A 26,870-nucleotide genomic window follows, 5' to 3' on the forward strand; every position below is an offset into this window, starting at 1 on the left:
ATGGAGTTCGTGGAAGAGGCTCATGGGCATAGGTTGTACCTTGCGAGCGCTGAAGACGGGTATTCGGAAGGAAGGGTGCTGGTGTTTCGCCGGGACGCGTTCGGAGGGGCGTGCAGACTCGGTGGAGAGGTGGCGTCGGCCCCCGATCTGGATGCCGCCCGGCGCGTGGCGATGATGCTCTTGTCGGGAACCCGGACGGCCGACCTATCGGCCCAGGAGAGAAGCGCCGAGGACGAGGCGAGGTCGAGGGAGGCCTCGCGCGAGGCGAGCCGCAAGCGAGGGGAGGGAGGAACGCGTGGGGCGTGAGGTTCTGCCGTCGGGGCTCGGTCGCCCCGCCCCCGCGCCGGGGCGCGGGGGTCCACTAGCCAGAGCCGTATTTGTGCGCACGTTCGTGCGCACAAATACCGGTCGCCTCCGGCGCCCGCTGGCGCGCCGCCGCTTCGCGCGTCGCGGTTTTCCCGTCATTCCCTTCTTTCCCATCATGTCCCGTGCGAGCTCTCTTCGCCGCGGCTGCGGAGACGGGAGGGGGCTATGACGGCAGACGAGCGCAAGGATGCCCGCCTGCACATCCGGCTCACACCCTCGCAGGACCGGGCTCTCTCCGAGAGGGCGCGGGCTGCGGGGGTCACCAAAACGGATTACGTGACGGCGGCGCTTGAGAGAACCGTGCTGCTTCCGGCGGCCGACCGCGACCTTTTGCGCGCTCTGCTTCTCGAGCTGGCGCGGCAGGGCAACAACCTCAACCAGGTGGCCCATCGCCTCAACGCGCTCTCGCGCGTCGACCCGCTCGGGTGCGCCGATGCCATCGCCTCCGTCTCCGAGAGCCAGGCGGCGCGCGTCGAGGCGTACCGTGCGGTCCGGGACGCGCTGTCGTCCGAGAGGAGGGCGCGCACGTGACCATGCTCAAAACCATAGATGGGCACAACTCCGTGCGAGCGCTGAAGAGGTACCTCGAACGAAACGGGCGCGCGGCGGCCACCCTGTGCCTGAACCTCGGAGACGAGCGTGAGTGGGCGGCCGACATGGACGCCACGCGCCGCGCCCGCGGGCACGACCGGAAGCGCGGCGGGCGCGGTCGCACGCGGTTCTACGAGCATTTCGTCGTGTCTCCCAATCCGAAGGACGAGGCGGCCCTCGACAAGGACAGGGTGATGGGGCTCGCTGCGAGGTGGGCTCGGGAGATGTTCCCCGACCACGAGATCGCTGTCGTGCTGCACGACGATGCGGCCCGTGCGGGATACCATGCCCACGTCGTGGTTAACTGCACCAACCTTGCGACGGGCCTGAAGCTTCAGATGGGCGACAAGGACCAGCGTCGGCAGGCGAACCGCCTCCAGCGCATCTCCGAGGAGCTGGGGTTCTCCGCCTTGCCCGACTTGCCCGCCCGACGCGCCGACCGCGATGCGCGCACCTCTGCCGAGCGGGGGATGGCCTCGCGGGGAGAGGCATCGTGGAAAGAGGACATCCGGAGGGCGGTCACTGCGGCCGGGGCGGTTTCTGAGGACTTCGCATCCCTTGAGCGAGCCCTCGGCTCGGCAGGGTACTCCATGCGGTTGACTAGGCGCGGCATCACCTACTTCCATCCGGATGGAGAGCACAAGGCCACTGACGAGAGCCTGGGGCGGGCGTTCTCCCCTTCCGGTATCGAGGCCCTTGCTCCGGATGCTCGCTGGGAGGACTTCCCTTCGGAAGTGGAGGGGAAGGGGGCGCTGTCCCATTTCTCGGCCGACGATCTGGCCCGGTGCCTGCTCACCATAAGGAGGGAGGGGGTCGGGTCGCTGCGGGGCTTCGATGCCCTCAAGGAGTCGGCCGAGGGGAGGCTTGCCGCTGCGAGGGCCGAGATGCGCGAGATAGCGGTGAGGCTCGCTTCGGGAGGTCCCGAGGAGCTGCAGGTGGACCTGTTGGGAAGGGAGGAGGCGCTTGTGTCGGAACTCGACGAGCAGACTGCGCGTCTGAGCAACCTCTCGTTCTCTCGCCACGTGGCTGCGACGGTGCTGAGGGAGGCCGAGGAAGCGCGGTCGGCGGCTCTCAGAGGCACCGGGCGGGAAGGGTTTCGCGGAGTCGGAAGCCGGGCTCGCGCCTCCAATGGCGAGCGGGAAGGGCGGGCTGAGAGGGGCTGCTCTGAAGGAGAAAGAGAATCGGCCAGATGATGCCCCTTCGAGGAGCGTGCCTTTTCCCATTGCCGTCATTCGTTCGATTGCGATTGTGGGAATGTTGCCGCCCTGTCTGCTTGCAAAGGAATTCATATTTGAGTCTTGATGGGCTTACTTCATCGTGCTGCGAGTTTTTCGACGAAACGAACCGTAGAGTCTAAGTTCCACCTTGTTTGCTGGAATCTAGTAGAAGGCGCTATCGTTTCAAGGGGGTATAGAGTATTCAAAGAGAAAAGAGGGAGGGCGGGTGCGCCGGTTGTCCACAAGCTTCTTGTTAACGAGCTTCAACGTATGCGCAGGTGGTTATGATCCCGTCTCTGCATTGCCATTTTCCGCGCATCGAAGGGAAGAATCCGGTGCGATCCTCGCTTTTGTTTTCGAACTCTCTTGATGGGCGGGCATGGAAAGCGCCGCGCGAGGACGAAGGAGTTGAGTGGGGTTCGGCTGTTAGCGATATATGCGCGTCCTCAAATCCCAACCATTCTTTTGTAATGGGATACCATGCCTTGAAAAGAGCCTCCTTTGAGCAAAATAAAAGCGTGTCCCATTGCACTGGAAATGGGGACTCGCGTAATTGCCGCAGTAAAGCCTCTTCATGCCGGGTTATTACAAGAGGCGTTACTTCATCAGGTAGTTTCACATTGCGCTCGGCGTCGATTCCGATAGAGGAGTAATCGCTTGAAAAGGCGGTGGCCGCTGCTCTATACCGAACGCAGTGGGTCATGCTCCCTACGACTCCCCAGGGCCATCTGGGTGCGCCCCCAATGCCTTTCGGCAAAGGGGATGGAGGGAGTCCCATCCGATGCAGCGCGATTCGGGCGCAACACCGAACGCTGATGTATTCGTTTCTCCTTTTCGGCACGGCTTCGCGAATCTGCTCCTCCTCTTCTTCGAAAATGAGTTTCGAGGTCGCATCCCCGAACATGTCAACGCCTGTTGCCTTGCTCGGAAGAATTCCTTCTATCATATTACCCCCTCTTCAATGGCGTTCTCCCCATAGCGCCGGTCTGCTATTTCGAATGCGTCAAGTGAAGGAGACTGTCGAAGTACGGAAACGGCCCAATCGGGATCGACCATTTCGGCTGCGAACCCTATCCCTTCGGTTGCTTTTCCTTCGACGAGAGCGAGAGCCGTTAGCGCGGTCATGGTCGCAATAAGGCGGTATGCGTCGTGCGTGCGTAAGGCCACGGTTCTTGAGACGGCTTCTCCATTTGCGACGCCATCCATTTGGAACACGAGCATGTAATAGGGTTTCCGTCCAAGTAGGTCAAGTGTGGCTGCTTGGTTTAAATCTTCCAGCGCTTGTCCCAAATGATCTTCCGAGAAATCTCCACCCATCTGTTGAATGAAAGTGTCTATGAGCTTTTCCCCGGCAAAAATGTTCCAAAAATCACAGTTGTTAAGCCTGAGATCGCACGCAAGCCTTTCTGATTCAATGCTAAAGAACGGATATGCATTGACGCGGTCGGGAACAAAAGGGACTTCTAGATTCTTCGCAGGGCGAAGGGCTTTGGATGCCTTGCGTCCAGATCTCCAGCCAGCTAATGGCTCTCCATGAGGCTCTCTTTTGCCGTCCATGCTGAGAAGCATGTCGATTGTGCTTGCGGTGCTGCATCTTTCTAAACCCCCAACGTAGGTAGAGAGGTTATTGGGATGGTCGAATCCTTTTGCCATCCATCGAGGTACAAGGCCTGATAATCCAGGCAAGACACCTGCGGATAACAATGCGCTACATGAGGTTTGGCGAGCGAGAAGTAGCTTGTAAACCGGGTAATCGCCGGAAGCATCAACATAAGGCGCTGATGCAACGCTTGCGGCGTGGGCCAGTCGATCAAGTATGATATACGAAGGTCCGGCGCAATTGACTACGACAGAGCTTCCTTCGCAGAAGCGCACGGAGTCTCTTTCGCAAGTCAAATCGAACGGGAAGATGTCAGCGTAAGGGACTTCTTCTGCAATTTCAAACAACGCATGCTGGTTTCGCCCGCCAAGGCGAATATGAGCAAGGCCCATGCGCACCAGTTCTTTAACTACGAGGCGGCCGACATTGCCGCTGGCACCAGCCACGCTAATCATTCATTCCCTCCTGCCATGTACGATTTACATCCGAAAACCTAAAAGCGAGTTAACTTAATCTAATATTATATACACCAAGCAATGACAGTGATATGCTACATCTCTCTTTACAAAGCATATGCAATTCGCTCAGGCGCTATCGACGGGAGAGAGTATGCTGGAGGGGTTTACGCCGTGGTCCCAGAAAATATCCAATTCGTATAAACAGAAGGGGTACTGGCTCGAGGAAACGATATACGGTTTTTTACAAAAAGCTGCTAGAGGGCATCGGGAGAAAACGGCTGTCGCTGATTCTTTTAGAGAGCTAACATACGCTGAGCTTGAATGCGAGGCAGAGTCGATGGCCGCGTCTTTTTTCGAGAAGGGCGTTAGGTCGGGTCAAACCGTGGTGATGCATCTGTCGAACTCCGTGACTTTTGCCATTGCGTTTTTGGGTTTGCAAAGGCTGGGGGCCATTCCTGTATTAGCGCTCTCTTCTCATAGGGAGAGGGAGATACTGCATTTTTGCCGTATCTCGCAAGCGTCTTTTTACATTCTCTCGAGAGATGTTCGGACGGACGGTTGTTCGAGCATGGTTTCGGCCATTCTTGAGGGAATGCCTGGTCTTGAGGTGATTTACGTAGAGGATATGAAACGAGGAAGCGTTTCCTGCCCCAGACCGAATCCCGATCCTTCGGATGTTGCGCTTTTGCTGACCTCTGGGGGAACTACGGGTCTTCCGAAGTTGATCCCTCGAACTCATAATGATTATTTGTGTTTCGCTCGCGAAAGCGCACGAAGTGTGAGGCTTTCCAAAGACGATGTATACTTGGTTGCGCTACCCGCGGCGCACAATTTCCCGCTTGCAAGTCCTGGCATATTGGGGGCATTGGCTTCTGCAGCGACGGTCGTTTTTTCGAAAAGTGTTGCGCCCGACGATGCGTTTGAGCTCATTCAAAAATATCGTGTAACTGTAACATCCCTTGTCCCAGCCGTTGCCCGGCTTTGGGCAGATGCAAAGGACTGGATGCCTGAGGATTTGTCGAGTTTGCGTCTTATTCAAGTGGGCGGCTCTCGCTTGATGCCGGAGCATTCTCGACAATTACGCTCGGCTTTTGGGTCTATAGTTCAGCAAGTGTACGGAATGGCTGAGGGGTTGATGCATCTTACGGAAATAGGGGCTCCTGATGAAGTGGTTGACAATACCCAGGGGCGTTCATTGAGCGTCGATGACGAAACCAGGGTTGTTGGCGATGACGGACGCGATGTGCCTGTCGGGTCTGTCGGTCAGCTTCTCGTTCGTGGACCTTATACTGTCCGTGGATACTTCCGAGCTCCCGAGCAGAATAAAAGATCTTTTACGGGCGATGGTTTCTATTGCACGGGGGATCTTGTGAGGTTTACTCCCGATGGCTATATTGTTGTGGAAGGACGGGTAAAAGACCAGATCAACAGGGCTGGTGAAAGTGTATCTGCGGTAGAGATAGAAGAGCTTCTCATAACTCACTCTTCGATCGAAGACGCCGCCGTCATCGCTGTTCCTGATGAGATGCTGGATGAACGTATTTGTGCATTTGTCATAATTGCGGATGGGTACGATCCTGTTGATCGTTTGGAGATTCGACACTTCTTAATCAGTGAAGGACTCGCTTCTTTCAAGGTTCCTGACGATGTAAGAGTGTTGAAGAGGTTTCCGGCTACTGCCGCGGGAAAAACAGATAAAAAAGCTCTTCTGGATATCTACGAAAAGACGAAAAATGCTGTCGAGTAAGCGCTTTCGACTTGAGGTTTTGCGGGAATGTGGCGAGGGCCGATGGCGATCGCTTGCCGGTTCCTGGTTTGATGGCTGCTAAGAATCGGGATACATGATTTGATTGGCGGTGTCGCTTGGGGGTAACGTTCTGGCGCGGGATGCCTTCCTCCATTCGGAAGGGCTTTTGCCCGAGGCCCGTCTGAAAAAAGTTGTGAAGTATGCTGGAGATCGAATTCCGATTTGCTCGGAAACGGTCTTGATGGGTTGCCCACAGAGAAGGAGCTCTTTCGCGCGTTCCATTCGACGATCGGCAATGTAGTCGCTCATGCTTCGGCCTACAATCTGCTTGAAAAGCTTTTTGAACTTGCTGGCGCTCATGCCCGCAAGGGCGAGCATATCTTCTTGGCGAAGGGGCTTGTCAAGGTTCTGGTCGATATAGCGGACGACGCAGGCGATGGCATCTTTGTCATCGCGGTTGAGCGTGAGGGTGTTTTTCATCCCCAGGATGGCGCCCATGATCATGTCTGCGGATCCCGAAAATACGAGCTTTGCCGCAGGACCTGAAAAAGCGCAGTTTTTGATGGCGTCGAAGGAGCGCGCGATTTCGAGGGACCAAGACACCTTTCGCTTTAGGCTCAGAAGGTCCGTGGCGAGCTCGTGCAAGGACACCTCGTCGTCTCGAAGCCTGCTTTCAAAGTAAGCTTCTAGATACTGCACCTCAACGTAGTTGTAGCGAGCGCCCTTTTTGAGAAGGGTGAACGCGTTGCGTTCGGCCACCTCTGCGAAACTGGCGATAGCGTTTTCGCCGGGGCGGCTTCGCGCATCGTGTCTCACGGAAACGAATTCAGGAAACTTCATCGAAAAAGGTCGGTTCTCTAAAACTCGAAAGTCGGCTATGTAGACGAACAATCCGAGGGCGTCGGTCCACGCAAAATAGGTTCCGCTTGACAAGACGGAGTCTCCTTGAAAGAGCATCCCGCAGTTTTTTGAATTGCTCCTTGCGGGGAGCATTCCGATGGATTCCAAAGGTTTCCCGATGTAGCGCAGAATGACCTCATCTGGATTCTCTTGCCGGTTTCTTTCTTGGTCTGGCGTTTCCATTCGCTTCTCCGGACTCATTTGCTCTCTCGTATTGAGCTCAATTATAAAAATCGGCCTGTATTTTTTCAATTTGAGACAATTTGTCATGAAACCGGAATTTGCGCGCTGTTGTCATACTAGGCTAACTTTGAGCAGTTAGTTTGGTGAAACATGCGGAAGGGTGAACGTGTCGGATAAGGCTGATTCTCGGTTGGCGCTACGGCTCGATCCAAGGACGAAGATTATCCTGTTGGTCGTTTTCGGCATCTGCGCCTGCTTTTGCCGCGATGCGGCGTGGGGTTCCGTTTTGTTTGCTCTCGCGCTGCTGTTCTCCTGCATAACGGGAGAGGCCCGTTTGGCGGTGAAGTTTCTCGTCGGCTATGTTGCCGTGCTCGTCTTCGTTACTTTGGCCGTGACGGTTAATCCGGAGATTGGCACGCGCATCGCTCTGATCTTCCAGTCGTTTCGAGCGGCCTTCCCTCCTTTTTTGATGGCCGCCATCCTTATCATGACGACCAAGACGGGCGATCTCGTGGCCGCGCTTTACGCCTTTCGTGTTCCGCGCCTCCTCGTCATACCCTTGGCAGTTGGCATCAGATTCTTTCCGACGCTTGTCGAGGAGTTTCGTTGCGTCGTCGATGCGGCAAGGCTGCAAGGCGTGAGTTTTTCTCCCGCCGGGGTGGTCCGCCATCCTTCGACGATCTGCGAATCTTTGATAGTTCCCACTGTCTTGAGGTCGGCCAAAATCGCCGAAGAGCTTGCGGCGGCTGCGGTCACGCGCGGCATCGAGAAGCCAGGCGAGCGCACGTCGTTCAACGAGCTCGCGCTCTCAAGGGCCGATATAGCCCTGCTCCTTTGCTTTTCCGCCGCCTGCGTAGCTGTTTCCGTTGCTTGCTCCATTGCGAAAGGGGGCTGGGCGTGATGGAACGTCTGGCGATAGACCTGAAGGGCGTTACGTTCAAGTACAAAAACGCTGACGAGCCGAGCGTTTGCGACGTCTCCTTGGAGGTTTCGGCTGGCGAATGCGTTGTCCTCACGGGTGCTTCGGGATGCGGAAAGACGACCCTCACGCGCATTGTAAACGGACTCGCCTATGACTTCTACGAAGGCGATCTGTCGGGATCGGCACGTGTGTGCGGGCGCGATGTGACAGAGATGCCTTCGTGGGAGCGCGCCCGTGTCGTCGGGTCTGTGTTTCAGAATCCGCGTACGCAGTTCTTCAATCTCGACACTACCGGCGAGGTGGTGTTCGGGATGGAAAACTTAGGCGTGAGCCACGACGACATGCATAGCCGCTATGACCGCGTGGTGGAAGAGCTGGGAATACGGGGCCTTATGGATCGTGGCATTTTCCAGCTTTCGGGCGGGCAAAAGCAAGCTGTGGCCTTTGCGAGCGCATGGGCGAACACCCCCGCTGCGTATGTCTTAGACGAGCCGTCCTCCAACCTCGACATCCCCTCGATGAGGCGTTTGGCGAGTTTCGTCGCCAAGGCGAAGAAGGAGGGCGCTGCGGTTCTGGTTGCCGAGCATCGACTGTTCTGGCTGGCCGATGTGGCCGACCGCTTCGTATGCATACGCGATGGCCGCGTTGCGGGCTCTTGGTCGGCCGACGAGTTCGCTCGGCTCGGGGCAGATTTCAGGGAGAGGTTGGGGATGCGCTCTCTCGAGCAACCGAGCTGCGCCCACCTCGATAAGGCTTCGACCGCTTCGGCTTCTTGCGCGTGCGAGGTGAGAGGATTGAGCGCAGGATACGGAGGCGGCTTGGCGCTCGATCAGGTTAACTTTTCCTTCGACAAAGGCGAGGTCGTCGGCATCGTCGGCGAGAACGGGCGCGGAAAGTCCACGCTCCTGCGCTGCATATGCGGGCTCCATAGGGAGGTTTCGGGGCAGGTGCTGTTCGAGAACTCTCCCGTCGATGCGAAGAGGCGGCCGGAGAAGGCTTTTCTTGTCATGCAGGACGTCGACTACCAGCTGTTCCGCACGAGCGTTATGGCGGAGCTGGCGGCGGCCGCGCGCCGCGGGAATCGCGAGCTGGAGGAGGCTCGGGCACTGCTCGAAGAGCTTGGTTTGGAGCGCTTTTCCGACAGGCACCCCGCATCTTTGTCGGGGGGCCAGAAGCAGAGGGTCGTCTGCGCCATGGCGGCTCTCAGCCCTTGCGACGTGGTGCTGCTGGACGAGCCTACGAGTGGGCTCGACTTCGTCAACATGGTTCGCCTCGCCTCATTGGTCAGGAGATTCGCTTCGGAGGGGAGGGCTGTCGTCGTGGTTTCGCACGATGCCGAGTTCCTTTCGAGGGCTTGCGACCGAGTGGTGCGATTCGAATAGAGGCATTGTGGAAAGGGGTCGGCATCGGGCCGATCCTATCCGGAATCGAGAAAGGACTTCCATGGAAAACAGCGTAAAAAATGTCGCGGCAGGAGCCTCTTCCCCGTCGAAGCAGGGGCTGCGAGCCAAGGATCTTATTGCCCTCGGCGTGTTCGGACTGATCTACTTTGTTGCAACCATGCTGGTTATGGGAGTGCTCTCAATGTCGGTGGCCGGATTCCTTGTCGCTCCTGCCGTGTCGAGCATTTTGGCCGGCATAGTTTGGACCTACCTTCGCGTTCGCGTCCCCAAACCGTGGGCTATGCTTATCCCCGGGTTCCTGTGCGGCATCGTCATGTTCCTCATCGGAACCGGCTGGCCTGTCGCAGTTTCCTACTTTGTCGGGGCTTTGCTCGCCGAGGGGTGCAGCGCTATCGGCAAGTATAAGAGCTTTCTTTGGAACTCCATCGGATACGCCTTTGTGAGCGCGTGCTTCATGGTCGGCTCGCACCTTCCCCTGATCGCCATGCCCCAATATTACCTCGACATGCTCAGCGCGAGCGGCGGCGTGGAGTACGGCCAGCAGATCATGAACACCATCACGCCGGCTATGCTGTGCGGTCTTGTCGTGCTGGCCTTCGTGACGGGCATCGTGGGCTCTCTGCTCGGTCGTTTGCTCCTCAAGCGCCACTTCGAGCGCGCTGGCATCGCCTAGGCGGTTGTCATGAAGGAAGCAGGCAAGCAGCCCGGATGGCTTTCACGTGCGTTCGCGGCGGCGGGATCGGAGAGATTCCTTCTTGTTGCGGCCATAGTGTTGGCGGCTTTGTCGCAAATCGCCTTGTTTCTGCCTTATGTGGCGATTTACTTTGTCGTCTCTGACGCCATCCACGTTTACCCGAACTTCGCCGATCTCGATTCCGCTCGCGTAATGACGTATGGCTTTATCGCTGTTGGAGGCGCAGTGGGAAACATCGTGCTCTACATGGCCGCTTTGCTGTGCTCGCACGCCGCTGCGTTTGATACCGAGTACAGGTTGCGCCTCTCTGTGGTGAGCCATATTGCACGCATCCCGCTCGGACGCTTTCTGTCTATTGGCAGCGGGCGCGTCGGGAAGATCATGGACGCAAACGTGAACAAGGTAAGTGAGTTCATCGCTCATTCTCTGCCTGATTTAGCGGCATCGACCATGGCGCCAGTCTGCTTGCTTGCAGTCCTCATTATCTTTGATTGGAGGCTCGGCTTGGCGGCGCTGGCATGCGTCGTTGCGGGCTATGCGGTGCAGATGTCGTCTGCGTTCAACAATAGGATGCGCGACGTCATGCCCCGTTATCAGCAAGCGACTGAAAAGATGGCGAATGCCACCGTTGAGTATGTGCGAGGTATGCCCGTCGTCAAAACCTTCGGGCAGACGGCCTCGTCTTTCACCCGTCTTTCCGATTCCGTCAAAGAGTATACGGGAGTGGCGATAGACGTGGCCTTGTTCTGGCAGAACCTCATGCCGGCTTTCACCGCAATCGTGAACAACGCCTGGCTGTTCGTCCTTCCTGTCGGCATTGTTATCGCCACGGGCGTGGACGATTGGCTGACGTTTGCGCTCAACCTCATTTTCTACCTCCTCTTTGTGCCGTCTATCGCGGCGGTGCTCAACAAGCTCATGTACATCTCCCAGGATAGCGCCAACCTCGTGTCGAACCTTGATGCGGTGGAGGCGGTCACGGGCATCTCCTCTCTGCCAGAGCCGGCCGAAGGATGCTCCAAGATTCCCGCCGACGCCTCCATCGAGTTCGACAAGGTGTCGTTTCGCTATGAAGAGGACGGGCATCTCGCTCTCGACGAGGTGAGCTTCTCGGTGCCGTCAGGGAGCACCTGCGCCATAGTGGGGCCATCGGGGTCTGGCAAATCGACCGTAGCGAGCCTGATGGCGCGATTTTGGGACGTCTCGTCGGGCAGCGTGCGCGTTGGCGGGGTCGATGTGCGGGAGATAGCCTCCGATACCCTCATGTCGCAGATGAGCCTCGTGTTCCAAGACGTCAGTTTGTTCAAGGCGTCCCTGCTCGACAATATTCGCATGGCTCGTCCCGATGCGACAAGCGAAGAGGTGATGGCTGCGGCGAAGGCCGCCCAGGCAGATGAGTTTATCAGGGCGCTTCCGCAGGGTTACGAGACGGTGTACGGGAGCGATGGGGTGCACCTCTCGGGTGGAGAGAAGCAGAGGGTGTCGATCGCCCGTGCGATTTTAGCCGATCGCCCTATCGTCGTGCTCGACGAGGCAACCGCCTTCGCCGATCCCGAAAACGAGCATCTCATACAAAAGGCATTCGCAGAGCTTATGGCCGGGAAAACCGTCGTTATGATCGCGCATCGGCTGTCTACCGTGGTGGGCGCCGATCAAATTCTCGTGATTGATGACGGCCGCATAATGGAGCGAGGCCGCCACGAGGATCTCCTTGCCGCCAAGGGCGCGTACGCACGCTTGTGGGACCTGTACACCCGTGCGGTGACGTGGAAGGTGTCTTCGGCGAGGAAGGAGGTCCTCGATGCCTAGCGAGAAGTCCGTTGCGCGGCAGCCGCGTTTGCAGCGCGCGCTCGCCCTCACGGATGGGGGCTACCGGAATTTTAAGAGGGCCGTTGCTGCTTGCACGGTCACAAATCTCACGCTCATGATCCCGTTCTCCCTAACGATTGGGGCTTTTTGGACGACGCTTCGAGTGTTAACGGGGGATGTCTCCGCGTGGGATTCCATTTGGATGCTCGTCCCCTTGGGCATTGTCGGCGCGATCATCGTGTTCGCCTCTGCTCGCAACGATTACCGGAAAACCTACATAGCAGCCTATAGGGAATCCGAGGCCACTCGGTTAAACCTCGCCGAGCATCTACGCAAGCTCCCCATGAGCTTTTTCAACAGACGCGATCTGAGCGAGCTGTCTGAAAACCTCATGGGTGATGTAACGAGTCAGGAAGCCATGCTCACGGGCGTGCTCCCGCAGCTTTTGTCGAATTGCTTCTCGGTGACCATCACCTGCGCTGCCTTGGCGATCTTCGATTGGCGGCTGGCCCTGTGCATCTTCTGCACGCTCCCCGTCGCTCTCGTTGTGGTTCTCGTGTGTCGCAGACATGAGCACAAGCTGTTTGTCCGTCAAAACGAGGTTCGTTTTGCCGCTTCTGCGTATGTCCAAGAGTACGTTGAGGGGATCAAGGATATTCGCGCATGCCGCCAAGTTGGCGCGCGGTCGAAACCTCTCGAGCAAGCGTTGAGGGAGATGCGCGACATTGCATTCAAGGCAGAGGTATTCGGGGATGTGAGTACCGGAATAGCGCAGTCCATCTTGCAGTTTGGCGTTGGGCTTGTGGTGTTTGTGGGGACATGGCTACTCGTCGGCGGCCAGGTGGACTTCCTCGTGCTGCTCGCCTTCCTCCTGATCGCATCGCGTATTTATGGGCCGATGGTGTCCGTCATGTCTTATCTTGTGAGCGTTCTGTACATGCACACCAGAACTTCCAGGATGCGCGCCTTGCGCGACGAGCCGATCGCCTCGGGCTCGCGCCAGATCGAAGTGGGGCCTCATCGCGTCGAATTCCGTGATGTGCGTTTCTCCTATGGCGACGAGGAGGTTCTCAAGGGAGTGTCGTTTTCGATGGAGCCCGGAACGGTTACGGCGCTCGTGGGGCCCTCCGGATCGGGCAAGTCGACGTGCGCTCAGCTTGTCGCTCGATTTTGGATTCCTCAAAGCGGCGTTGTGGCGGTGGACGGGACCGGAACTGCGGATCTCGACGAGGAATCGTGGCTTAAGAGTGTCTCCGTCGTTTTTCAAGATGTGGTTTTGTTCGACGATACGGTTGCCAACAATATACGTATGGGGCGGGCTAATGCTACCGACGAAGAAGTGCGAGCGGCTGCTCAAGCAGCCCATTGCGAGGAGTTTATTGATCGGTTGCCAAATGGCTGGGACACCATGCTTGGCGAGAACGGGGCAAAGCTTTCCGGTGGAGAACGGCAGCGCATATCCATTGCCCGTGCGCTGTTGAAGGACGCTCCCATCATATTGCTCGACGAGGCCACAAGTTCTTTGGATCCCGAAAATGAGACGCTTGTGCAAGAGGCGATAAGCCATCTGGTAGAGAGCAAAACCGTGCTCATCATTGCTCATCGTCTGCGAACGGTTGCCGACGCCGACAACATCGTCGTGTTGGATGAGGGGCGAGTTGTCGAACAAGGAACCCACGAGGAGCTTATGAGCAGAAACGGAGTGTATGCCAATCTTTTCGATCTTCAACGGGGCAGTGCCGACTGGCACATAGGGGCGGTGCGAACCTCCTGATGGGTCATCGACTTCATTTGGAGCGTCGCCTCCCCGGTCAAGGAACAGGCTTCGCCAATAGCGAAATACCAAGGGTTCCCATATCGAAGGGAGAGGATTTCGGTTTTTCGATGCCTGATCAAGTCTTTCGATTCTAGTTTGTTTGCGTGTCGCTAATCCTACTGACAGGTGTTTTTGGAGGGCGTATGGACAACCAGGGAAGTTCCTCATGTTTGACCTTTGAGAATTTTCGTCGAGCTGTGAGCGAGATTTCAGGCGTTTCTTCGAATCGGATCGAGCGAAATTCCGATCTGATTGGTCTTGGTATTGATTCCATTCGTCTTATGAGGCTTGCCGGTTGGCTGCGCAAGCAGGGGTTGCCGATTCGATTCTCGGAACTTTCCAGCAAACAAACCGTTGGCGAATGGTGGAGCCTTGTGCAAAGTGCGCAGCGAGAACTTGCTTCTTCGAAAAGAGAATGCCCTCTCGAATCCATTCAAATGGACGAAGGCCAACCATTTGACCTTGCCGTAATGCAGCATGCCTTTTGGGTTGGTCGGGTTAAAGGTCAGGAACTTAGTGGCGTCTCCGCTCATTTTTATAACGAATTTGATGCCGACAACAAAGACGTGCCGGGCGTTGATCCTCAGCGTTTGGAGAACGCTATTCGAGAACTCTTCGAACGGCATGGAATGCTGCGAATGAGGGTAACCGAAGATGGACGGCAATACATAGATCGCAAACCTGCTTGGAACGGCCTTTGCATTCACGATCTAAGAGGCTTTTCTGCCGAGGAAAGGGTCGAGCGCTTGCAAAGCATCCGAGATGAGCTGTCGCATCGAATCATGGATGTTTCTGCGGGAGAAGTGTTTGATATCCAGTTGAGCTTGCTCGACGAAGGTGCCACGAGAATGCATGTCAGCCTTGACATGATGGCTGCCGACGCAATGAGTTTGCGGAGACTGCTAAATGACTTGTCAATTCTGTACCTTTGGGAGCACCTTGAACTTCCAAGTTTGACGTATTCGTATCCAATGTATCTTGCAGAGCGGGCGAAGAGTCGTCAAATTGCTCGGGAGCAAGCAGCTGGATGGTGGAGGGGAAAGTTATCCTCTCTTTCAGGGCCGCCTAGCCTGCCTCTTCTTCGCGAAGAAGAGGCAGGGGGTCGTCCGACTGTCACACGAAGGCATTTTTGGTTGTCTCCCGAACAGAAAGAGACTGCATTCGCTTTGTCTCATCGGCATGGCGTCACTCCGGCTGTAATGTTTGCTACCGCATTTGCGGAAGTGGTAGATCGTTGGAGCGAAACCGATCGCTTTTTCTTGAATTTACCCGTGTTCGATAGGGAACCGCTTCACGATGACGTTGAGTATCTTGTAGGAGATTTTTCCAGTTCCGTTTTAGTAGATATCGATATGTCTGGTAGCCCTGCGTTTTCTTTCCCCGCTTGTAGCGTCTAGCATCATTGACATTTGGGCCGGTGCCGAATTCCAGAAGGTAATTTTGTTCGAACATGCCGCTTGCGCCCACAGGGTGGGATTAGCAAAGGCTCCCTGCTCTACGAGCACCAATGTGCCTCCCGAACCAATAACACCAAAGATATCGAATACGGAGAGGTCGAAATCGAGGTTCGACACCCCCAATGCCACCGTGTCGCTTCCTACATCAAATCGCGCACAGATATCCTGGATGGTGTTCAAGGCTGCTTTGTGGCTTACTAACACGCCCTTAGGCTCTCCAGTGGATCCGGAAGTGAAGATGGCGTACGCATTGTTGCTAGGGTTGTTTGGCGGGCTCGGGAGATCAAATCTTGAAGTTTGACAAAGTGAAGTCTCCGGGGACAATACTGCTCCTCGGAACCATCGGGCGTCCGAATTCGACAGCAAAGCCTTTAATCCCGCGCGTGCAGCGACGGCTTCCTTTCGGGCATCTGGATGTGAAGGGTTTATTGGGACGTACGTGCATCCGGCCAAGAGGGTTCCATAGACGCATGCAATTTGCTCCGCTCCCTTTGTCATGCAGATGCCCACGTGGTCTTTGGGGCCGATGCCAGCTTCTGATAGCTGAAAGGCTATCGCGTCAGCTCTCTTTCGAAGCTGCAGAAAAGTAAGACAGTTGTGCGAATCGACGACTGCAATCCGGTCGGGATGTTCTTTTGCCTGACGAAGAAGTCCGTCGAATAGCATCTCTTCCGCATAGCTACGACCGGCCGCTTGTTGGTCTAAATCTTGCTGCACGTGCGATCTGGTTAACGCTTGGTCTTTCGGAACTTCGAAGATTATCGGATCTTCCGGGCGAATTTTTCCGAGAGATACGCGAGTTAGGGTCGAGCAGAACGATTCAAACATCGTCTCGATCATTCCGTCGGGGAATACCCCTTGCCGAACATCCCAGTTTATGCAGAGATCGGTGCCTATGATTGCCGCTTGAAAATCTACCCCAACTTGAGGAGTTTGCGTTATGGCATATGAGATACTCCAATTGTGGCTAAACTCCTCTTTCCGGTCGGAAGAGAGGGCAGATGTGAAAACGAAAGGATAGGAAGCGCCTTTGTTGCCTCCATTTTTGCGGGTTATGTCTCGCATGATCGCAACGCCCGAATACGAATTGTGCTCGACTATTCCCATTAATTCCATGAAGGATTCTTTGGCAAGATCGCCCAGCGATTGTCCTCGTTGCTCCAAGACGGCATAACCAGTGGAGGTGAAATCACCGGTAAGTTTTTTGACATCGGGATGTAAAGGCTTTCGATCGAATAACGTTACAACAATGGCATTGCGTTTCTGGGCAGACCAATTTGCGATAGATGCACCGTACAGCGCAAGCAACAAAGCGCTGAGGCTTACGCCAACTCGTTTCGCAAAGTTGAGAAACCCATCTTTCAATTCCTTCGATAGCTTCACGTCAAGTCGCTTGAATTGATTCTTCCATGCGCTGCCTAGCATGGGGACATCGACCCCTATCGCAATGTCTTGGTATCGATCCTCCCAGTATTTTCTGTCTTTATCGGAGTTGATCTTCTGAGCCGCTATTACGTAGTCGCGAAAAGTGATCCTCGCATCGTTTTCGGGAAGTGCCTTTCCCTTGGCTGCTTCGAAAAATGTGTCAAGAATGACCATCATGCTTGTCCAGTCTGCGACAAGGAAATCGATGGAGACGTGTACGGTGTCAACGCCTTTAGCGTGGCTCAATCCAACGCCCATGAGAGGAGGCTTGTGAATCTCGTGGATGGCATGCGACATCGTGCCTCTTAGCTCGACGCAAGACGATTCGTCGTCGCTCGATAGGTTGGCGATTTTCGGAACATCGATTTCATCGAAAGGAAGTACTTGCTGAAAACCCGATTCGTCGTACATCGTCCGCAGGGAATCGTAGCGACGGATGATCGCTTCGAAGGCTCGTTGTAGGCTCTCGAGGGTTATTCCCGGCATTTCCACCTCAAAGTATGCATGGCAGGATACCCCTCCTCCTTGGACGGATTCTCGCCTTCCCAGCAGGTAAGCCGACTGTACGTCGGTTAGGGGAAATGGCATGTGGGCTTCTTCGGGGCTTGGCTCAATGAGAGAGTCCCCTTCCTTGCTTTTCAACGTGTCGATAATTTGCTGCCGATGGGCCTTGAGACTCGATCTTAAGGAGTCGGAAAGTGGGCCTTGGGTAGTGCGAAAATGCAGGGCTCCTTCTTCTACCCACAAGTCTACGCCTTCATTGCTCGCTTGCTTCATTATCTCAGACAGCAGGCTTTCCATAAGGTGCTCACTTTCTCTGTTCTTGCGCAATGGCGTTCTGGCTGTTGAAAAAATCAAAGACCCTTTTTATTCCTTTATCGTCGAGGGGATATGGCGCACCCAAGCGCCCTTTGTCCATTTCGACGACGTGAGTGCAGCATGACTCTATTAGTTCGAGATCGTGCGTTACGATGATTTGCGCTAGTCCTTCTCGCTGCATACGCTTCATGACGCTGGCGACTTCCTCCATATGACGCAAGTCCAAGCCGCTTGTGGGCTCATCGTATATGAGAACCCTTCTTTTGGCGGCAAGAGCTGCCGCGATGGCGATGCGTTGCTTTTGGCCGCCGGAAAGAGACATGGGATGCCTATCTTCAAACCCCTTCAAACCGAGCCCTCCCAGCAGATTGTATGCGTATTCTTTTTCGGGGTTTTTCATTCCTAGAAGGACTTCTTCGAGCGCATCCTCGGCGAAAAGCTGATGGTTAACATCCTGCATCACTAAATACGAGAGAGAAGAGAGGCCTTTCCCCGTTATGATTTCACCATCAATGGCGACTCGTGCCCTATTGTGGCGCGATAGGCCAGAGAGGCTAAGGGAGAACGTCGACTTTCCCGCCCCGTTACGCCCTACGAGTGCGGTAATTCCATGCCGGGGGAGTTTTACATTCTCAATGGTTAGCGCGCGAGGGTCGGTGTCGTTTTTGGAGCGTCGGGCAATTTCGACCGTGAAAGTTTCATCGGAGTGAAGTGCTTTCGGCTGAAACCGCGAATGCCTTGCCTTTGCCTTGAGCGTTCCGCATCGTAGGCCCATGCTACGCAAATCTTCGTTGCTCATCTCCCGCAGATGATCTCCGCTGATTTCTTGAACGATGCGACCTTCGCGCATCAAAACCGCATGATCGACCAGATCCCGTATGTAGAAGATTCGGTGTTCGGCCACTACTACCGTTTTGCCTTCGGCTTTCCAGAGGGAAATTGCATTTTTCAGGTGGCAGATTCCCTCCATATCAAGGTTCGAAGAAGGTTCGTCCAATACGTAAAGTTGCGGATTGATGGTGGAGGCGGATGCGCAGGCGATGCGCTGTTTTTCTCCTCCAGATAGGCTGAAGATGTTTCTGCCCAGAAGGGAGTTGATGCCGAGCTGGTCGGCGACATGGCTAATTCTCCGGCGAATCTCGTCGGGTTCTATTCCTTGATTTTCGCAAGAGAACGCTAGTTCGCTTGTCGTGTCGGTGGTAAAAAACTGGCTTCGCGGATTTTGGAACACCGATCCGACTTTTTGAGATATTTCATAAAGTGGGGTAGTGGAGACATCAAGTCCGCAGACGATTGCTCTGCCCGATAATTCGCCTTCGTCGTAATGGGGGATAAGGCCATTGAGCATTTTCGTAATCGTGGTTTTACCGCTGCCCGACTCTCCCATAAGGAGAATTACTTTTCCTGCGGCTCCGGCAATGGATATTCCGCGAACCCCTTCTCGGGCATCGGTGGAGTCGTATGAAAAAGATACGTCTTCCAGCTGAAACGTCGGGGTTTTCGTCATAGGGCGCCTCCGAATCCCTGCAAAGCGAAGATCGCTAAGCATCCGATGCAGATGGCGCCTACGACGCCATCTGCCAAGTGAAACCCTATTGTGCTAATAGAGGTGCGTTTGCAGGGCGCGCCCAATCCCCGCGTAAGTGCGGATGCCGATAGCTCTTCCCCGATGCGTATCGAGCACATCATAAGGGGAACGAGGCGATACTCTAAAAACGACAGGCCCCTATTATTGCCGGTGCCGCGCATTCTCACTGCGCGACCAATAGCGGAGGCCTCTTCTAAAAGTGTGGGGACAAATCGAAACATGACGGCAAGGGGTATAACGATAGTCTGCGGGATATGCATCCGTTCGAGGCCGGCGACGAGTTCATTGACCGTCGTAGTCGTGACCATGTAGTACCCCGTGGCAATTCCCGGAGCCAATCGAAGGGCAAACCCGCACATCAAAAGCAACAATATTGTCACCAGTCCAAACGAAGGCATGTATGCTGTAATGACATATTGGAGAGCTGTGGCAAAAGCAACGAGGCTTGCGTATCCGATTGCTAAAACAAATTTGCGTTCCATTAGCAACAAGACGAATGGAAGCAGTGAGAGGATAGGGCGAACAACGAGCAGCGCCCCGTCGTACCCTCCAGTGAGAAGCACGGTCGAAATACTCGCAAGAACCAACAGTTTTGTTCGTGGATCGAGGATGGTGCTCCTCTGGGCGGTGGGAGTGCCTTGCGCTGACATGGCCTAACGAATTCCTGACCTCTCAAAATGCTTGCGGTACAAACGCTTTCCGATGAACGCTCCTACAAGGCCGGAGAGAAATGCCACTACGAGGAGTATGGGAACGATCCATTCGGGCATCAAGGTTGATAGCTGGGAGGCATATTCGGCTCCAAGATTCTGTTCTTGCTGAGCCAAGAAGGCGTCTCTCGTGAACACAAACGGAAGGAAGTTGCCTACAATCCACATGCTTTGCACGGCGTATGCCAGAACGACGTTGCGTGCGTTCTGATAGTTTCCCGCTTTGAGAATGCATTCAGCGGCTAAGCCGAATACAAGCGTTGTAAAGATCGAGAAATATCCCATTCCACCCATGAACATAATCAAGCCAACCAGTAGGCTGAGAACGACGACCATCCCGAACTTCTTCACTTTGGTGAGGAAATACATCATGGGGATTCCGCCCAAGATCGGCACAAGCACGGCCGCCAAGGGCACAAACACGGGGATCGCGGCGAGGGAGCCGGCGATGCCTATGACGACAATGTATATTGCGGCGAAAACGCCGATCTTGATCAACTCTTTTGCCTGCAGCCGTTTCCCGTCGGGTTTACTTGCTCCCACTTCTTTCTCCTTCGAATCGGTTCTCGATGATGTTAGAATCATCTAACACTAATTGATCATCGGATTGCTCCGCAACTCCAAACGGACGGCAATCCCCCAATTGGCTAAAACAGGAGGTTCTTTCTTTGATGGGAGGGAGAATGGAAACCTGCGGAATATCGCCCTATGCGGCCATTGAGGGTGTAGAAAAATTTGGTATCAGTTTTGACAGAAAAGAAGGTAATGACTATTACTATACGTTCTACGGAGAAAGCGGCCGTGGCTTCCTGCGGGTAAGAGAGGCATCTCCTGGTGTTACGATCATGTACAACGAATACTGCCTCTCGTGGTGCAAGAGTGGGTTCGACGCTCAAGACGATCTGCTCGTTTTGGATTTCTGCCGAAAAGGGCGTATGAACTATGTGAGCAAACTGGGCACTGGTCGCTACGACGCGGGGGATATGTGTATCAACAGCAGGAGCGATCATTCCGGGACGTACTATTTTCCTTTCGGGCACTATGTCGGAGTGACTGTAAGTTTTGACCTCTGTTTCTTAAGAAACAATCGCGAAGCTCTGAGCGCATACCCCGTTGATATCCAGGAGCTTCACCAAAAACTCTTGAGCCATAATGAGCGCTCTATCGTGCGTGGAGATAAATTCGCGGAGCATCTGTTCTCGGGATTCTATGATGTTCCCGCCGGTATAAGAGATGACTATTACTATCATTTGGTGTGCGAGCTCTTGCTGTATCTTGAATCGCTTGAGCCTCTTAAACACGCTTACCTCAAGCCTTTTATTGATCGAGATAACATCAATAAGATAGTTGCAATCAGGGACTATCTTGTCAAAGATGTGGAAAGGCACCACACGATCAACGATTTGGCGAAGCGCTTCGATATTCCGTCTACCACTTTAAAAACTTGCTTTCGTGCCGTTTACGGCGATCCTGTATTTTCATACATGCGCACGTATCGAGCAAACAAAGCTGCGGCATTGCTCATAAGATGCCCTTCTTTAAGCATAGCTGATATTGCCGTCCGAGTGGGATACGCTAATCCGAGCAAGTTTTCTGAAGCGTTCAAGAGCATCATGGGCTGCCTTCCGAGCGCTTACCGAAAAAAGCATCATGTCGAAACAGGCAGTCTTCCTGATTGACGTCATCCCGCCGAAGCAGAAGCATTCATTCCAAATATTTTCGTCCAAATGGATTGATTGCGTCCATATGGGTTTGGACAACTCGCCCCTTCGCTTCATACTCTCAAATATTAGATAAGAGTAACTTTCTCCAGGGTGGGACTTGGGAAGTCGTTGCATTTTAGTTGGGAGAGCAAAGATGAAGAGAGAATCTGCGAAGGGGCCAGCCAAGGACGAAGCTCATAGGGATACACGCGGATGGCTCGGGATTCTTTTAGGATATGCGAGCAAATGCCGAGGTCGTATGATCCTGGCCGAAGTTCTGTCTGTTGCCAGCGTGTTCTTGGGACTGGTTCCATTTTATGCAGTGTATCGCATCATCGAAGTCGTTGCCGCGACCACGGACGATATCTATGCAAGCTGGGATGCGATACTGTTTTGGAGCGTTGTTTCCATCGCTTCCTATGTGCTGCAACGCGTATTCTTCGGACTCTCCACCATCAATGCGCACATCAGTGCATACACAATTCTGGGCACCTTGCGAGAGGGGGTGGCCACAAAACTCATGAATGCCTCATTGGGCACTGCCCAAGATAAAACAATTGGGAATCTTAAAAATCTCGTAGTAGACAAGATAGAAAAGATCGAGATCCCCCTCGCTCACATGATTCCAGAACTTTCGGCCAATCTTCTTCTGGCTCTAGCCATTGCAATATGGCTTGCAATTATAGATTGGAGAATTGCTCTCTCCTGCCTTCTTACCGTCCCCATCGGCCTTCTTGTCATGGGGCTGGGAATGCAGAATTATTACAAGATGTATGACGGTTACCTAAAAGAACAGGATCGCGTTAACTCTGTCGTCGTCGAATACATAGAGGGAATCCGTGTAGTAAAAGCATTTAACCAGGCAACTAACTCATACAAGAAATTTTCCGATGCCGTGTCCAGTTTTTTGAAGTTTACCCTCAGCTGGATGAAGTCATCCTGGATTCCGCAGCATCTCGCCATGTCGATAATCCCCACCACATTACTGGGGGTCGCTCCCGTGGGGATATTGCTGTTCGAAATGGGAGATATAACTGCTCCCGAGTTCGGTCTTTCTTGCGTGCTTGCACTTGCTGTAGTTACACCGGTAACTTATCTAGGGGCAAGCTTCAATGAGATCAACCTTATATCTTATGCAATTGCGGATGCGAGGGAGTTCCTTGATTTGCCCGAATTGCCTCAGCCTGCGGAGCGAGCTGTGCCGAGTGGGGCAGAAGTAAAGTTTGATGACGTGCATTTTTCTTATCGGGAGGGCAAGGAGGCCCTTAGCGGCGTGTCTATTGAGGCATCCTCTGGCAGCTTCGTCGCATTGGTGGGTCCTTCGGGTTCAGGAAAATCTACGATCGCCCGTTTGATTGCGAGGCATTGGGACGTTGATTCTGGCTCCATAACTATTGGCGGAGTTGACGTGAGGAGCATGCCTCTTAGCCAGTTATCCGATCTTGTGAGCTACGTCTCGCAAGATGATTATTTGTTAGACGGAACTCTCTTGGACAACATCCGCATGGGTCGACCCGACGCAACCGAAGAGGAGGCCATGGCCGCCGCGCAAGCAGCAAGTTGCGAAGAATTCATAAAAAGATTGCCGCAAGGTTGGGATACCCCTTCAGGCGAGGCGGGGAGGATGCTTTCGGGTGGTGAACGCCAAAGGGTGTGCATCGCGCGCGCCATTTTGAAAGACGCCCCCATAGTAGTATTCGACGAGGCCACCGCATTCGCAGATCCCGAAAACGAAGCTCGCATCCAACGCTCGGTAGCTCAGCTGTCGAAGGGAAAAACACTGATAGTAATTGCTCATAGGCTGTCCACAATCGTCGCGGCGAATACGATCTACGTTATCGAAGATGGTTCTGTTGTGGCGCAAGGAGGGCATGACGATCTTCTCAGAGAGTGCAAATTGTACTCTTCAATGTGGGAAGCTCATACCGGAGCTTCCACATGGGCGGTTGGAGACGGGGGCGCTTCCAAGGCATTCGCCTCGAAGGCACAGGAGGTCGATGCCCGATGGTGCGCGCATACAATAAGATTGTCACTTGGATAGGGAGCCTCAAGGGTCGTTTGTACGGAGGTTTCGTCCTTTCGATATTCACCGCCATGGCAACGGCATTGCCTACTTTTATTTCTGCCTGGATACTGGGTCAGCTCATCGACAGCGCAAGAAATGGAACTCGCATTGACGGCAATCTCGCATGGGTTTGTCTTGCGGCAATTGCCGGATGCGTTGCTGTGCGCTTTGCGCTTTCTTATGCGAAGGCTCGTATTCAAGAAAGCATCGGATACGAGCGTGCTGCAGAGACGCGGCAGGAGGTCGGCGATATTCTCAAAAGGCTTCCCTTGGGCTATTACCAACATACTTCAACAGGGGACATTCTTTCGACGGTGACAACGAATCTCAACACTTTGGAACTCGAGGGCGTTCGTCAAGTGGATGCAGCTTTGGGAAGCTATATAGCGGCGGGCGTGATCACCGCTTGGCTTTTCGTCGTGAGTCCTCTTTGCGGGATTGTGGCTCTTGTGGCAATAGGGGTTGCTATACTTACCCTCGTTGGCGTCAATAAGATGTCGGCTCGCCGCTCACCCGCCGCCAAAACCGCGACCGAGAGGCTGTCGGGAGCTACGGTGGCTCTTTACAATGGATTGGGAACTGCGAAATCTTACGGCACAAGTCAAGCTGTTCGGAGGCCATTTGACAAGGCTGTGGAGGAACTCAGGCGAGCTCGTATCGATATTGAGTTTGGCTACACCCCTCTGAACGTGTCCCATAAACTCATTTTGGAAATCGCATCGGTGATTCTCGTCTTGGTGGCAACGGCGGGGCTTGTTTCCGGCAGTCTTGAATTGTGGGTATATCTGGGAATCGCATTCTTTTCGACCACCGTCTTTAGCGGCATTGGGCGATTGACGGATTCTGCGCATATGTTTGCGGATCTCAATGATTGCTTGGAGAGGGTTGAGGCTCTTGCAAGTGCCACTCCTATTGATCGGGATGGAAAAGATATTCGTCTCGATCGATATGACATCGAATTCGATGATGTGTCGTTTTCGTACGGGGATGGCAATGGCTGCGAACGCCAAGTAATCCATGGAGTTAGCTTCAGCGTGCCCGAAGGAAGTACGTGCGCCATAGTCGGGCCTTCTGGCTCGGGAAAAACAACATTGACGAGCCTTATGGCCCGTTTTTACGATGTCAGTTCAGGGGCGGTAAGAATCGGTGGCCGCGATGTCCGCGAATTGACTTGCGACAGTCTTCTTTGCAATTTCTCAATGGTGTTTCAAGATGTTTACCTATTTAACGACACTATTGCGGCAAACATTGCTTTTGGAGCCGAAGGCGCAACGAGGGGGGAAGTTGTTGAAGCGGCCAAACGAGCTCGTTGCCATGATTTCATTTCCGCACTTCCCAATGGCTACGATACCGTTGTAGGCAAAGGCGGCAATACTCTCTCCGGAGGAGAGCGTCAAAGAATATCGATTGCGCGCGCCCTGCTCAAGGATGCTCCCATAGTGGTGCTCGATGAGGCGACGGCGTCTATCGATCCGGAAAATGAACGCCAAATCCAGCATGCGCTTGACGAGCTTACTCGAAATAAAACGGTTGTTGTTATCGCGCATCGGCTTGCGACAATCGAGAACGCGGATCAGATTCTGGTCGTCGACGACGGGAGGATAGTCCAGAGGGGCACGCACGCGAAGCTTGCAGCCGAGCCGGGCGTCTACCAGAGGTTCGTCGCCATCCGGAAAGAGGCCGAAGGCTGGAAGATATGACGCGCTCCATCAGCTGGGGCGCGGTGCTCGCGTGCTGCGCGGTCATGGTTTGCGAGGGTATCGACCTGGTCGTCTACGGCAACGTGATACCCTCGCTCCTCGAGGACGGTTCCATGTCGGTTGACAAGGCCGCAGCCGGCAACGTCGGCAGCCTCGTCTTTGCTGGCATGTTCGCGGGCGGCATCGCTGCGGGCAGGATCGGCCTCGCCCTGGGCTCGAAGCGCGTCGTCGTCTCGGGCGTGGTCTGCTTCAGCGCGGCAACCCTCTTGTCGGGCCTCTCTCCCAACCTGGCCGCGTTGGCAAGCGCCCGGTTCGTCACTGGCGTCGGACTGGGGGTCGTGCTTCCGATCGCCATTTCCATAGCGCGACGCGGCGTGGAAGACAGGGAGGCTCCTTTGGTTGTGAGCGTGGTTATGTCGGGCGTCCCGATCGGGGGGACGATTGCCGCGCTTGCCGTCTCTGGCTCCGTGGGCCTAGGGTGGCGCGCCCCCTTGGCCATTGCCTCCGTTGCCGGATTCGCTGTTTCCGGGTTGGCCCTGGCCCTCCTTCCCGCAGACGGGCGCGGGGCCGGGAAGGGCGCTCCCTCGCCGGACTCCTGGCGCGGCGCGTTCAAGGCGTTCCGCCTCCCTCTGCTCGTGGCATGCTCCCTGGCGACGTTCTTCGACCTCTTCGCCTACTACGGCGTCACGACGTGGCTCACCCAGCTCATGCGGGAGTTCGGCATTCCCCTCGAAGGCTCGCTCCAGCTTTCGCTGGTGCTGAACGCGGGGGCGGTCGCGGGATCCCTCGGGACGTCCCTCGTCTCGCTGAGGATCGATGCGAAGAAGGTCGCGGTGGCGAGCGGCATCCTCGCGGGCGCGAGCCTCTTCGCCATATCGATCAAACCCGAAAATCCTGTCGCGCTCGTGGCGCTGGTGGCCGCGACGGGGGCCTTCGCCATAAGCGCGCAGAACCACCTGAACGCGCTCGTGTCCAACGCCTTCCCGGCCGAGACGAGAAGCTCCGCGCTCGGCTTCACCCTCGGCTTCGGCAGGCTCGGGGCGGTGTTCGCGCCTATGTGCGGAGGGGCGATCCTCCAGGCGGGGCTCGGGGCGCCCGCCGTGCTCAGCTGCTTCGGGCTGGCCTCCCTCGCCGGTTGCCTGGCCTTGGCGGCGTACACCGGGAGGGCCGTCGAGAGGAGCCTGTCGGGCGATGCGGCGCGATGCGAGGGCCGGGGGCCGCGCGGCGTTCGGAGGAAGGAGGATCGATGATGGCCTATAGCGAGTCGACGGAGGACTACCTGGAGGCCATACTCCGGCTGGGGGAGGGGCTTCCCGTCGTGAGGCAGGTGGACGTGGCAGGGTTCATGGGGTTCTCGAAGACGAGCGTGTGCAAGGCCGTCCCGCGCCTTGCGAGGGAGGGCCTTGTCGAGTGCGGGAGGCATGGCGCGCTCGTCCTGACGCCGTCGGGGCGGGCGGTGGCAGAGAGGGTCTACGAAAGGCACCGGTTCTTCTCCGGCCTCTTGGAGCGTCTCGGAGTCGACGAGGAGACGGCGCAGGCCGACGCGTGCAGGATGGAGCACGCCCTGAGCGAGGAGTCGTTCGCGGCCTTGAGGCGGATGGTCGAAGGGGCTGGCTCCGAGGGATCGGGAGGGCGTCCGGCCGCTCTTCTGCGGGAGCGCGGCGGGGGCGGCGTCGCGCGGCATGCGGCAAAGTAGG

Annotated in this window: 22 protein-coding genes; 15 read left to right on the forward strand and 7 right to left on the reverse strand. The window is 55.4% G+C overall.

Annotated features, from left to right (window positions below; all coding sequences use genetic code 11):
- From B5F40_RS04380 to B5F40_RS04390, 3 genes are all read left to right on the forward strand, one after another.
- The gene (locus tag B5F40_RS04380; protein ID WP_087193163.1) at positions 1-306 is read left to right on the forward strand and encodes a hypothetical protein; all 306 of its coding nucleotides are present in this window, start codon (positions 1-3) and stop codon (positions 304-306) included.
- A gap of 225 nt (positions 307-531) precedes the next feature.
- Positions 532-897 carry a plasmid mobilization protein gene (locus B5F40_RS04385; RefSeq protein WP_087193164.1) on the forward strand — a complete coding sequence of 122 codons (366 nt, stop codon included), beginning with the start codon at positions 532-534 and terminating at the stop codon, positions 895-897.
- 2 nt (positions 898-899) lie between these two features.
- Complete coding sequence (locus B5F40_RS04390; RefSeq protein WP_087193165.1) at positions 900-2,150, forward strand: relaxase/mobilization nuclease domain-containing protein; 1,251 nt, start codon at positions 900-902, stop codon at positions 2,148-2,150.
- Positions 2,151-2,427: 277 nt separating this feature from the next.
- Here the strand turns inward: B5F40_RS04390 and B5F40_RS04395 are convergent, their stop codons facing one another.
- Entirely contained in the window at positions 2,428-3,120 is a 693-nt protein-coding gene (locus tag B5F40_RS04395) for a 4'-phosphopantetheinyl transferase family protein (RefSeq protein ID WP_087193166.1), read from the reverse strand.
- Entirely contained in the window at positions 3,117-4,229 is a 1,113-nt protein-coding gene (locus B5F40_RS15850) for an epimerase (protein ID WP_140396414.1), read from the reverse strand. The genes B5F40_RS04395 and B5F40_RS15850 overlap by 4 nt, the downstream gene beginning before the upstream one ends.
- Positions 4,230-4,383: 154 nt before the next feature.
- Here B5F40_RS15850 and B5F40_RS04410 point away from each other — a divergent pair, with 154 nt between their 5' ends.
- Positions 4,384-5,979: a (2,3-dihydroxybenzoyl)adenylate synthase gene (locus B5F40_RS04410; RefSeq protein ID WP_162610886.1), complete on the forward strand. Its 1,596-nt coding sequence runs from the start codon at positions 4,384-4,386 to the stop codon at positions 5,977-5,979.
- A 78-nt stretch (positions 5,980-6,057) separates the two neighbouring features.
- On the opposite strand, the gene B5F40_RS04415 is transcribed toward B5F40_RS04410, so the two are convergent.
- On the reverse strand, positions 6,058-7,062 hold the full coding sequence (locus tag B5F40_RS04415) for a helix-turn-helix domain-containing protein (RefSeq protein WP_162610887.1): 1,005 nt from the start codon (positions 7,060-7,062) through the stop codon (positions 6,058-6,060).
- Positions 7,063-7,228: 166 nt separating this feature from the next.
- Between B5F40_RS04415 and B5F40_RS16930 the strand changes: the two genes are divergently transcribed.
- The 6 genes from B5F40_RS16930 (at position 7,229) to B5F40_RS04445 (ending at position 15,103) form a co-directional block, all read left to right on the forward strand.
- Complete coding sequence (locus tag B5F40_RS16930) at positions 7,229-7,963, forward strand: energy-coupling factor transporter transmembrane component T (protein WP_162610888.1); 735 nt, start codon at positions 7,229-7,231, stop codon at positions 7,961-7,963.
- Positions 7,963-9,366 carry an ABC transporter ATP-binding protein gene (locus B5F40_RS04425; RefSeq protein WP_087193172.1) on the forward strand — a complete coding sequence of 468 codons (1,404 nt, stop codon included), beginning with the start codon at positions 7,963-7,965 and terminating at the stop codon, positions 9,364-9,366. Before B5F40_RS16930 ends, B5F40_RS04425 begins: the two co-directional genes overlap by 1 nt.
- Positions 9,367-9,427: 61 nt before the next feature.
- Positions 9,428-10,060 (forward strand): MptD family putative ECF transporter S component, encoded by a 633-nt coding sequence (locus tag B5F40_RS04430; RefSeq protein WP_162610889.1) that lies wholly within the window; start codon positions 9,428-9,430, stop codon positions 10,058-10,060.
- A gap of 9 nt (positions 10,061-10,069) precedes the next feature.
- The gene (locus B5F40_RS04435) at positions 10,070-11,890 is read left to right on the forward strand and encodes an ABC transporter ATP-binding protein (protein ID WP_087193174.1); all 1,821 of its coding nucleotides are present in this window, start codon (positions 10,070-10,072) and stop codon (positions 11,888-11,890) included.
- Between the two features lie 214 nt (positions 11,891-12,104).
- Complete coding sequence (locus B5F40_RS04440; protein WP_239442910.1) at positions 12,105-13,664, forward strand: ABC transporter ATP-binding protein; 1,560 nt, start codon at positions 12,105-12,107, stop codon at positions 13,662-13,664.
- 185 nt (positions 13,665-13,849) lie between these two features.
- Positions 13,850-15,103, forward strand: coding sequence for a condensation domain-containing protein (locus tag B5F40_RS04445; protein ID WP_087193176.1), 1,254 nt, complete (start codon positions 13,850-13,852; stop codon positions 15,101-15,103).
- Here the strand turns inward: B5F40_RS04445 and B5F40_RS16810 are convergent.
- The 4 genes from B5F40_RS16810 to B5F40_RS04465 are packed head-to-tail and all read right to left on the reverse strand — an operon-like array spanning position 15,044 to position 20,248.
- The gene (locus B5F40_RS16810) at positions 15,044-17,446 is read right to left on the reverse strand and encodes an AMP-binding protein (RefSeq protein WP_140396415.1); all 2,403 of its coding nucleotides are present in this window, start codon (positions 17,444-17,446) and stop codon (positions 15,044-15,046) included. The two genes, B5F40_RS04445 and B5F40_RS16810, sit on opposite strands and share 60 nt — an antisense overlap.
- Entirely contained in the window at positions 17,397-18,914 is a 1,518-nt protein-coding gene (locus B5F40_RS04455) for an ABC transporter ATP-binding protein (protein ID WP_162610890.1), read from the reverse strand. Before B5F40_RS04455 ends, B5F40_RS16810 begins: the two co-directional genes overlap by 50 nt.
- Positions 18,911-19,645: an energy-coupling factor transporter transmembrane component T gene (locus B5F40_RS04460; protein WP_087193179.1), complete on the reverse strand. Its 735-nt coding sequence runs from the start codon at positions 19,643-19,645 to the stop codon at positions 18,911-18,913. Before B5F40_RS04460 ends, B5F40_RS04455 begins: the two co-directional genes overlap by 4 nt.
- Positions 19,646-19,648: 3 nt before the next feature.
- Entirely contained in the window at positions 19,649-20,248 is a 600-nt protein-coding gene (locus tag B5F40_RS04465) for an MptD family putative ECF transporter S component (protein WP_204217327.1), read from the reverse strand.
- Between the two features lie 140 nt (positions 20,249-20,388).
- Here B5F40_RS04465 and B5F40_RS04470 point away from each other — a divergent pair, with 140 nt between their 5' ends.
- The 5 genes from B5F40_RS04470 to B5F40_RS04490 all read left to right on the forward strand — a co-directional run bounded on the left by B5F40_RS04470 (position 20,389) and on the right by B5F40_RS04490 (position 26,869).
- Positions 20,389-21,384 (forward strand): AraC family transcriptional regulator, encoded by a 996-nt coding sequence (locus B5F40_RS04470; RefSeq protein WP_162610891.1) that lies wholly within the window; start codon positions 20,389-20,391, stop codon positions 21,382-21,384.
- Positions 21,385-21,562: 178 nt separating this feature from the next.
- Positions 21,563-23,449, forward strand: a complete 1,887-nt coding sequence (locus B5F40_RS04475) for an ABC transporter ATP-binding protein (RefSeq protein ID WP_087193182.1) — start codon at positions 21,563-21,565, stop codon at positions 23,447-23,449.
- Complete coding sequence (locus tag B5F40_RS04480) at positions 23,413-25,173, forward strand: ABC transporter ATP-binding protein (protein WP_087193264.1); 1,761 nt, start codon at positions 23,413-23,415, stop codon at positions 25,171-25,173. The genes B5F40_RS04475 and B5F40_RS04480 overlap by 37 nt, the downstream gene beginning before the upstream one ends.
- Positions 25,170-26,423, forward strand: a complete 1,254-nt coding sequence (locus tag B5F40_RS04485; protein ID WP_087193183.1) for an MFS transporter — start codon at positions 25,170-25,172, stop codon at positions 26,421-26,423. Before B5F40_RS04480 ends, B5F40_RS04485 begins: the two co-directional genes overlap by 4 nt.
- On the forward strand, positions 26,420-26,869 hold the full coding sequence (locus tag B5F40_RS04490; RefSeq protein WP_239442911.1) for a metal-dependent transcriptional regulator: 450 nt from the start codon (positions 26,420-26,422) through the stop codon (positions 26,867-26,869). Before B5F40_RS04485 ends, B5F40_RS04490 begins: the two co-directional genes overlap by 4 nt.
- Position 26,870 lies beyond the last annotated feature (1 nt).

The organism is Gordonibacter sp. An230, assembly GCF_002159915.1.
In the GTDB taxonomy this organism is placed as follows: domain Bacteria; phylum Actinomycetota; class Coriobacteriia; order Coriobacteriales; family Eggerthellaceae; genus Rubneribacter.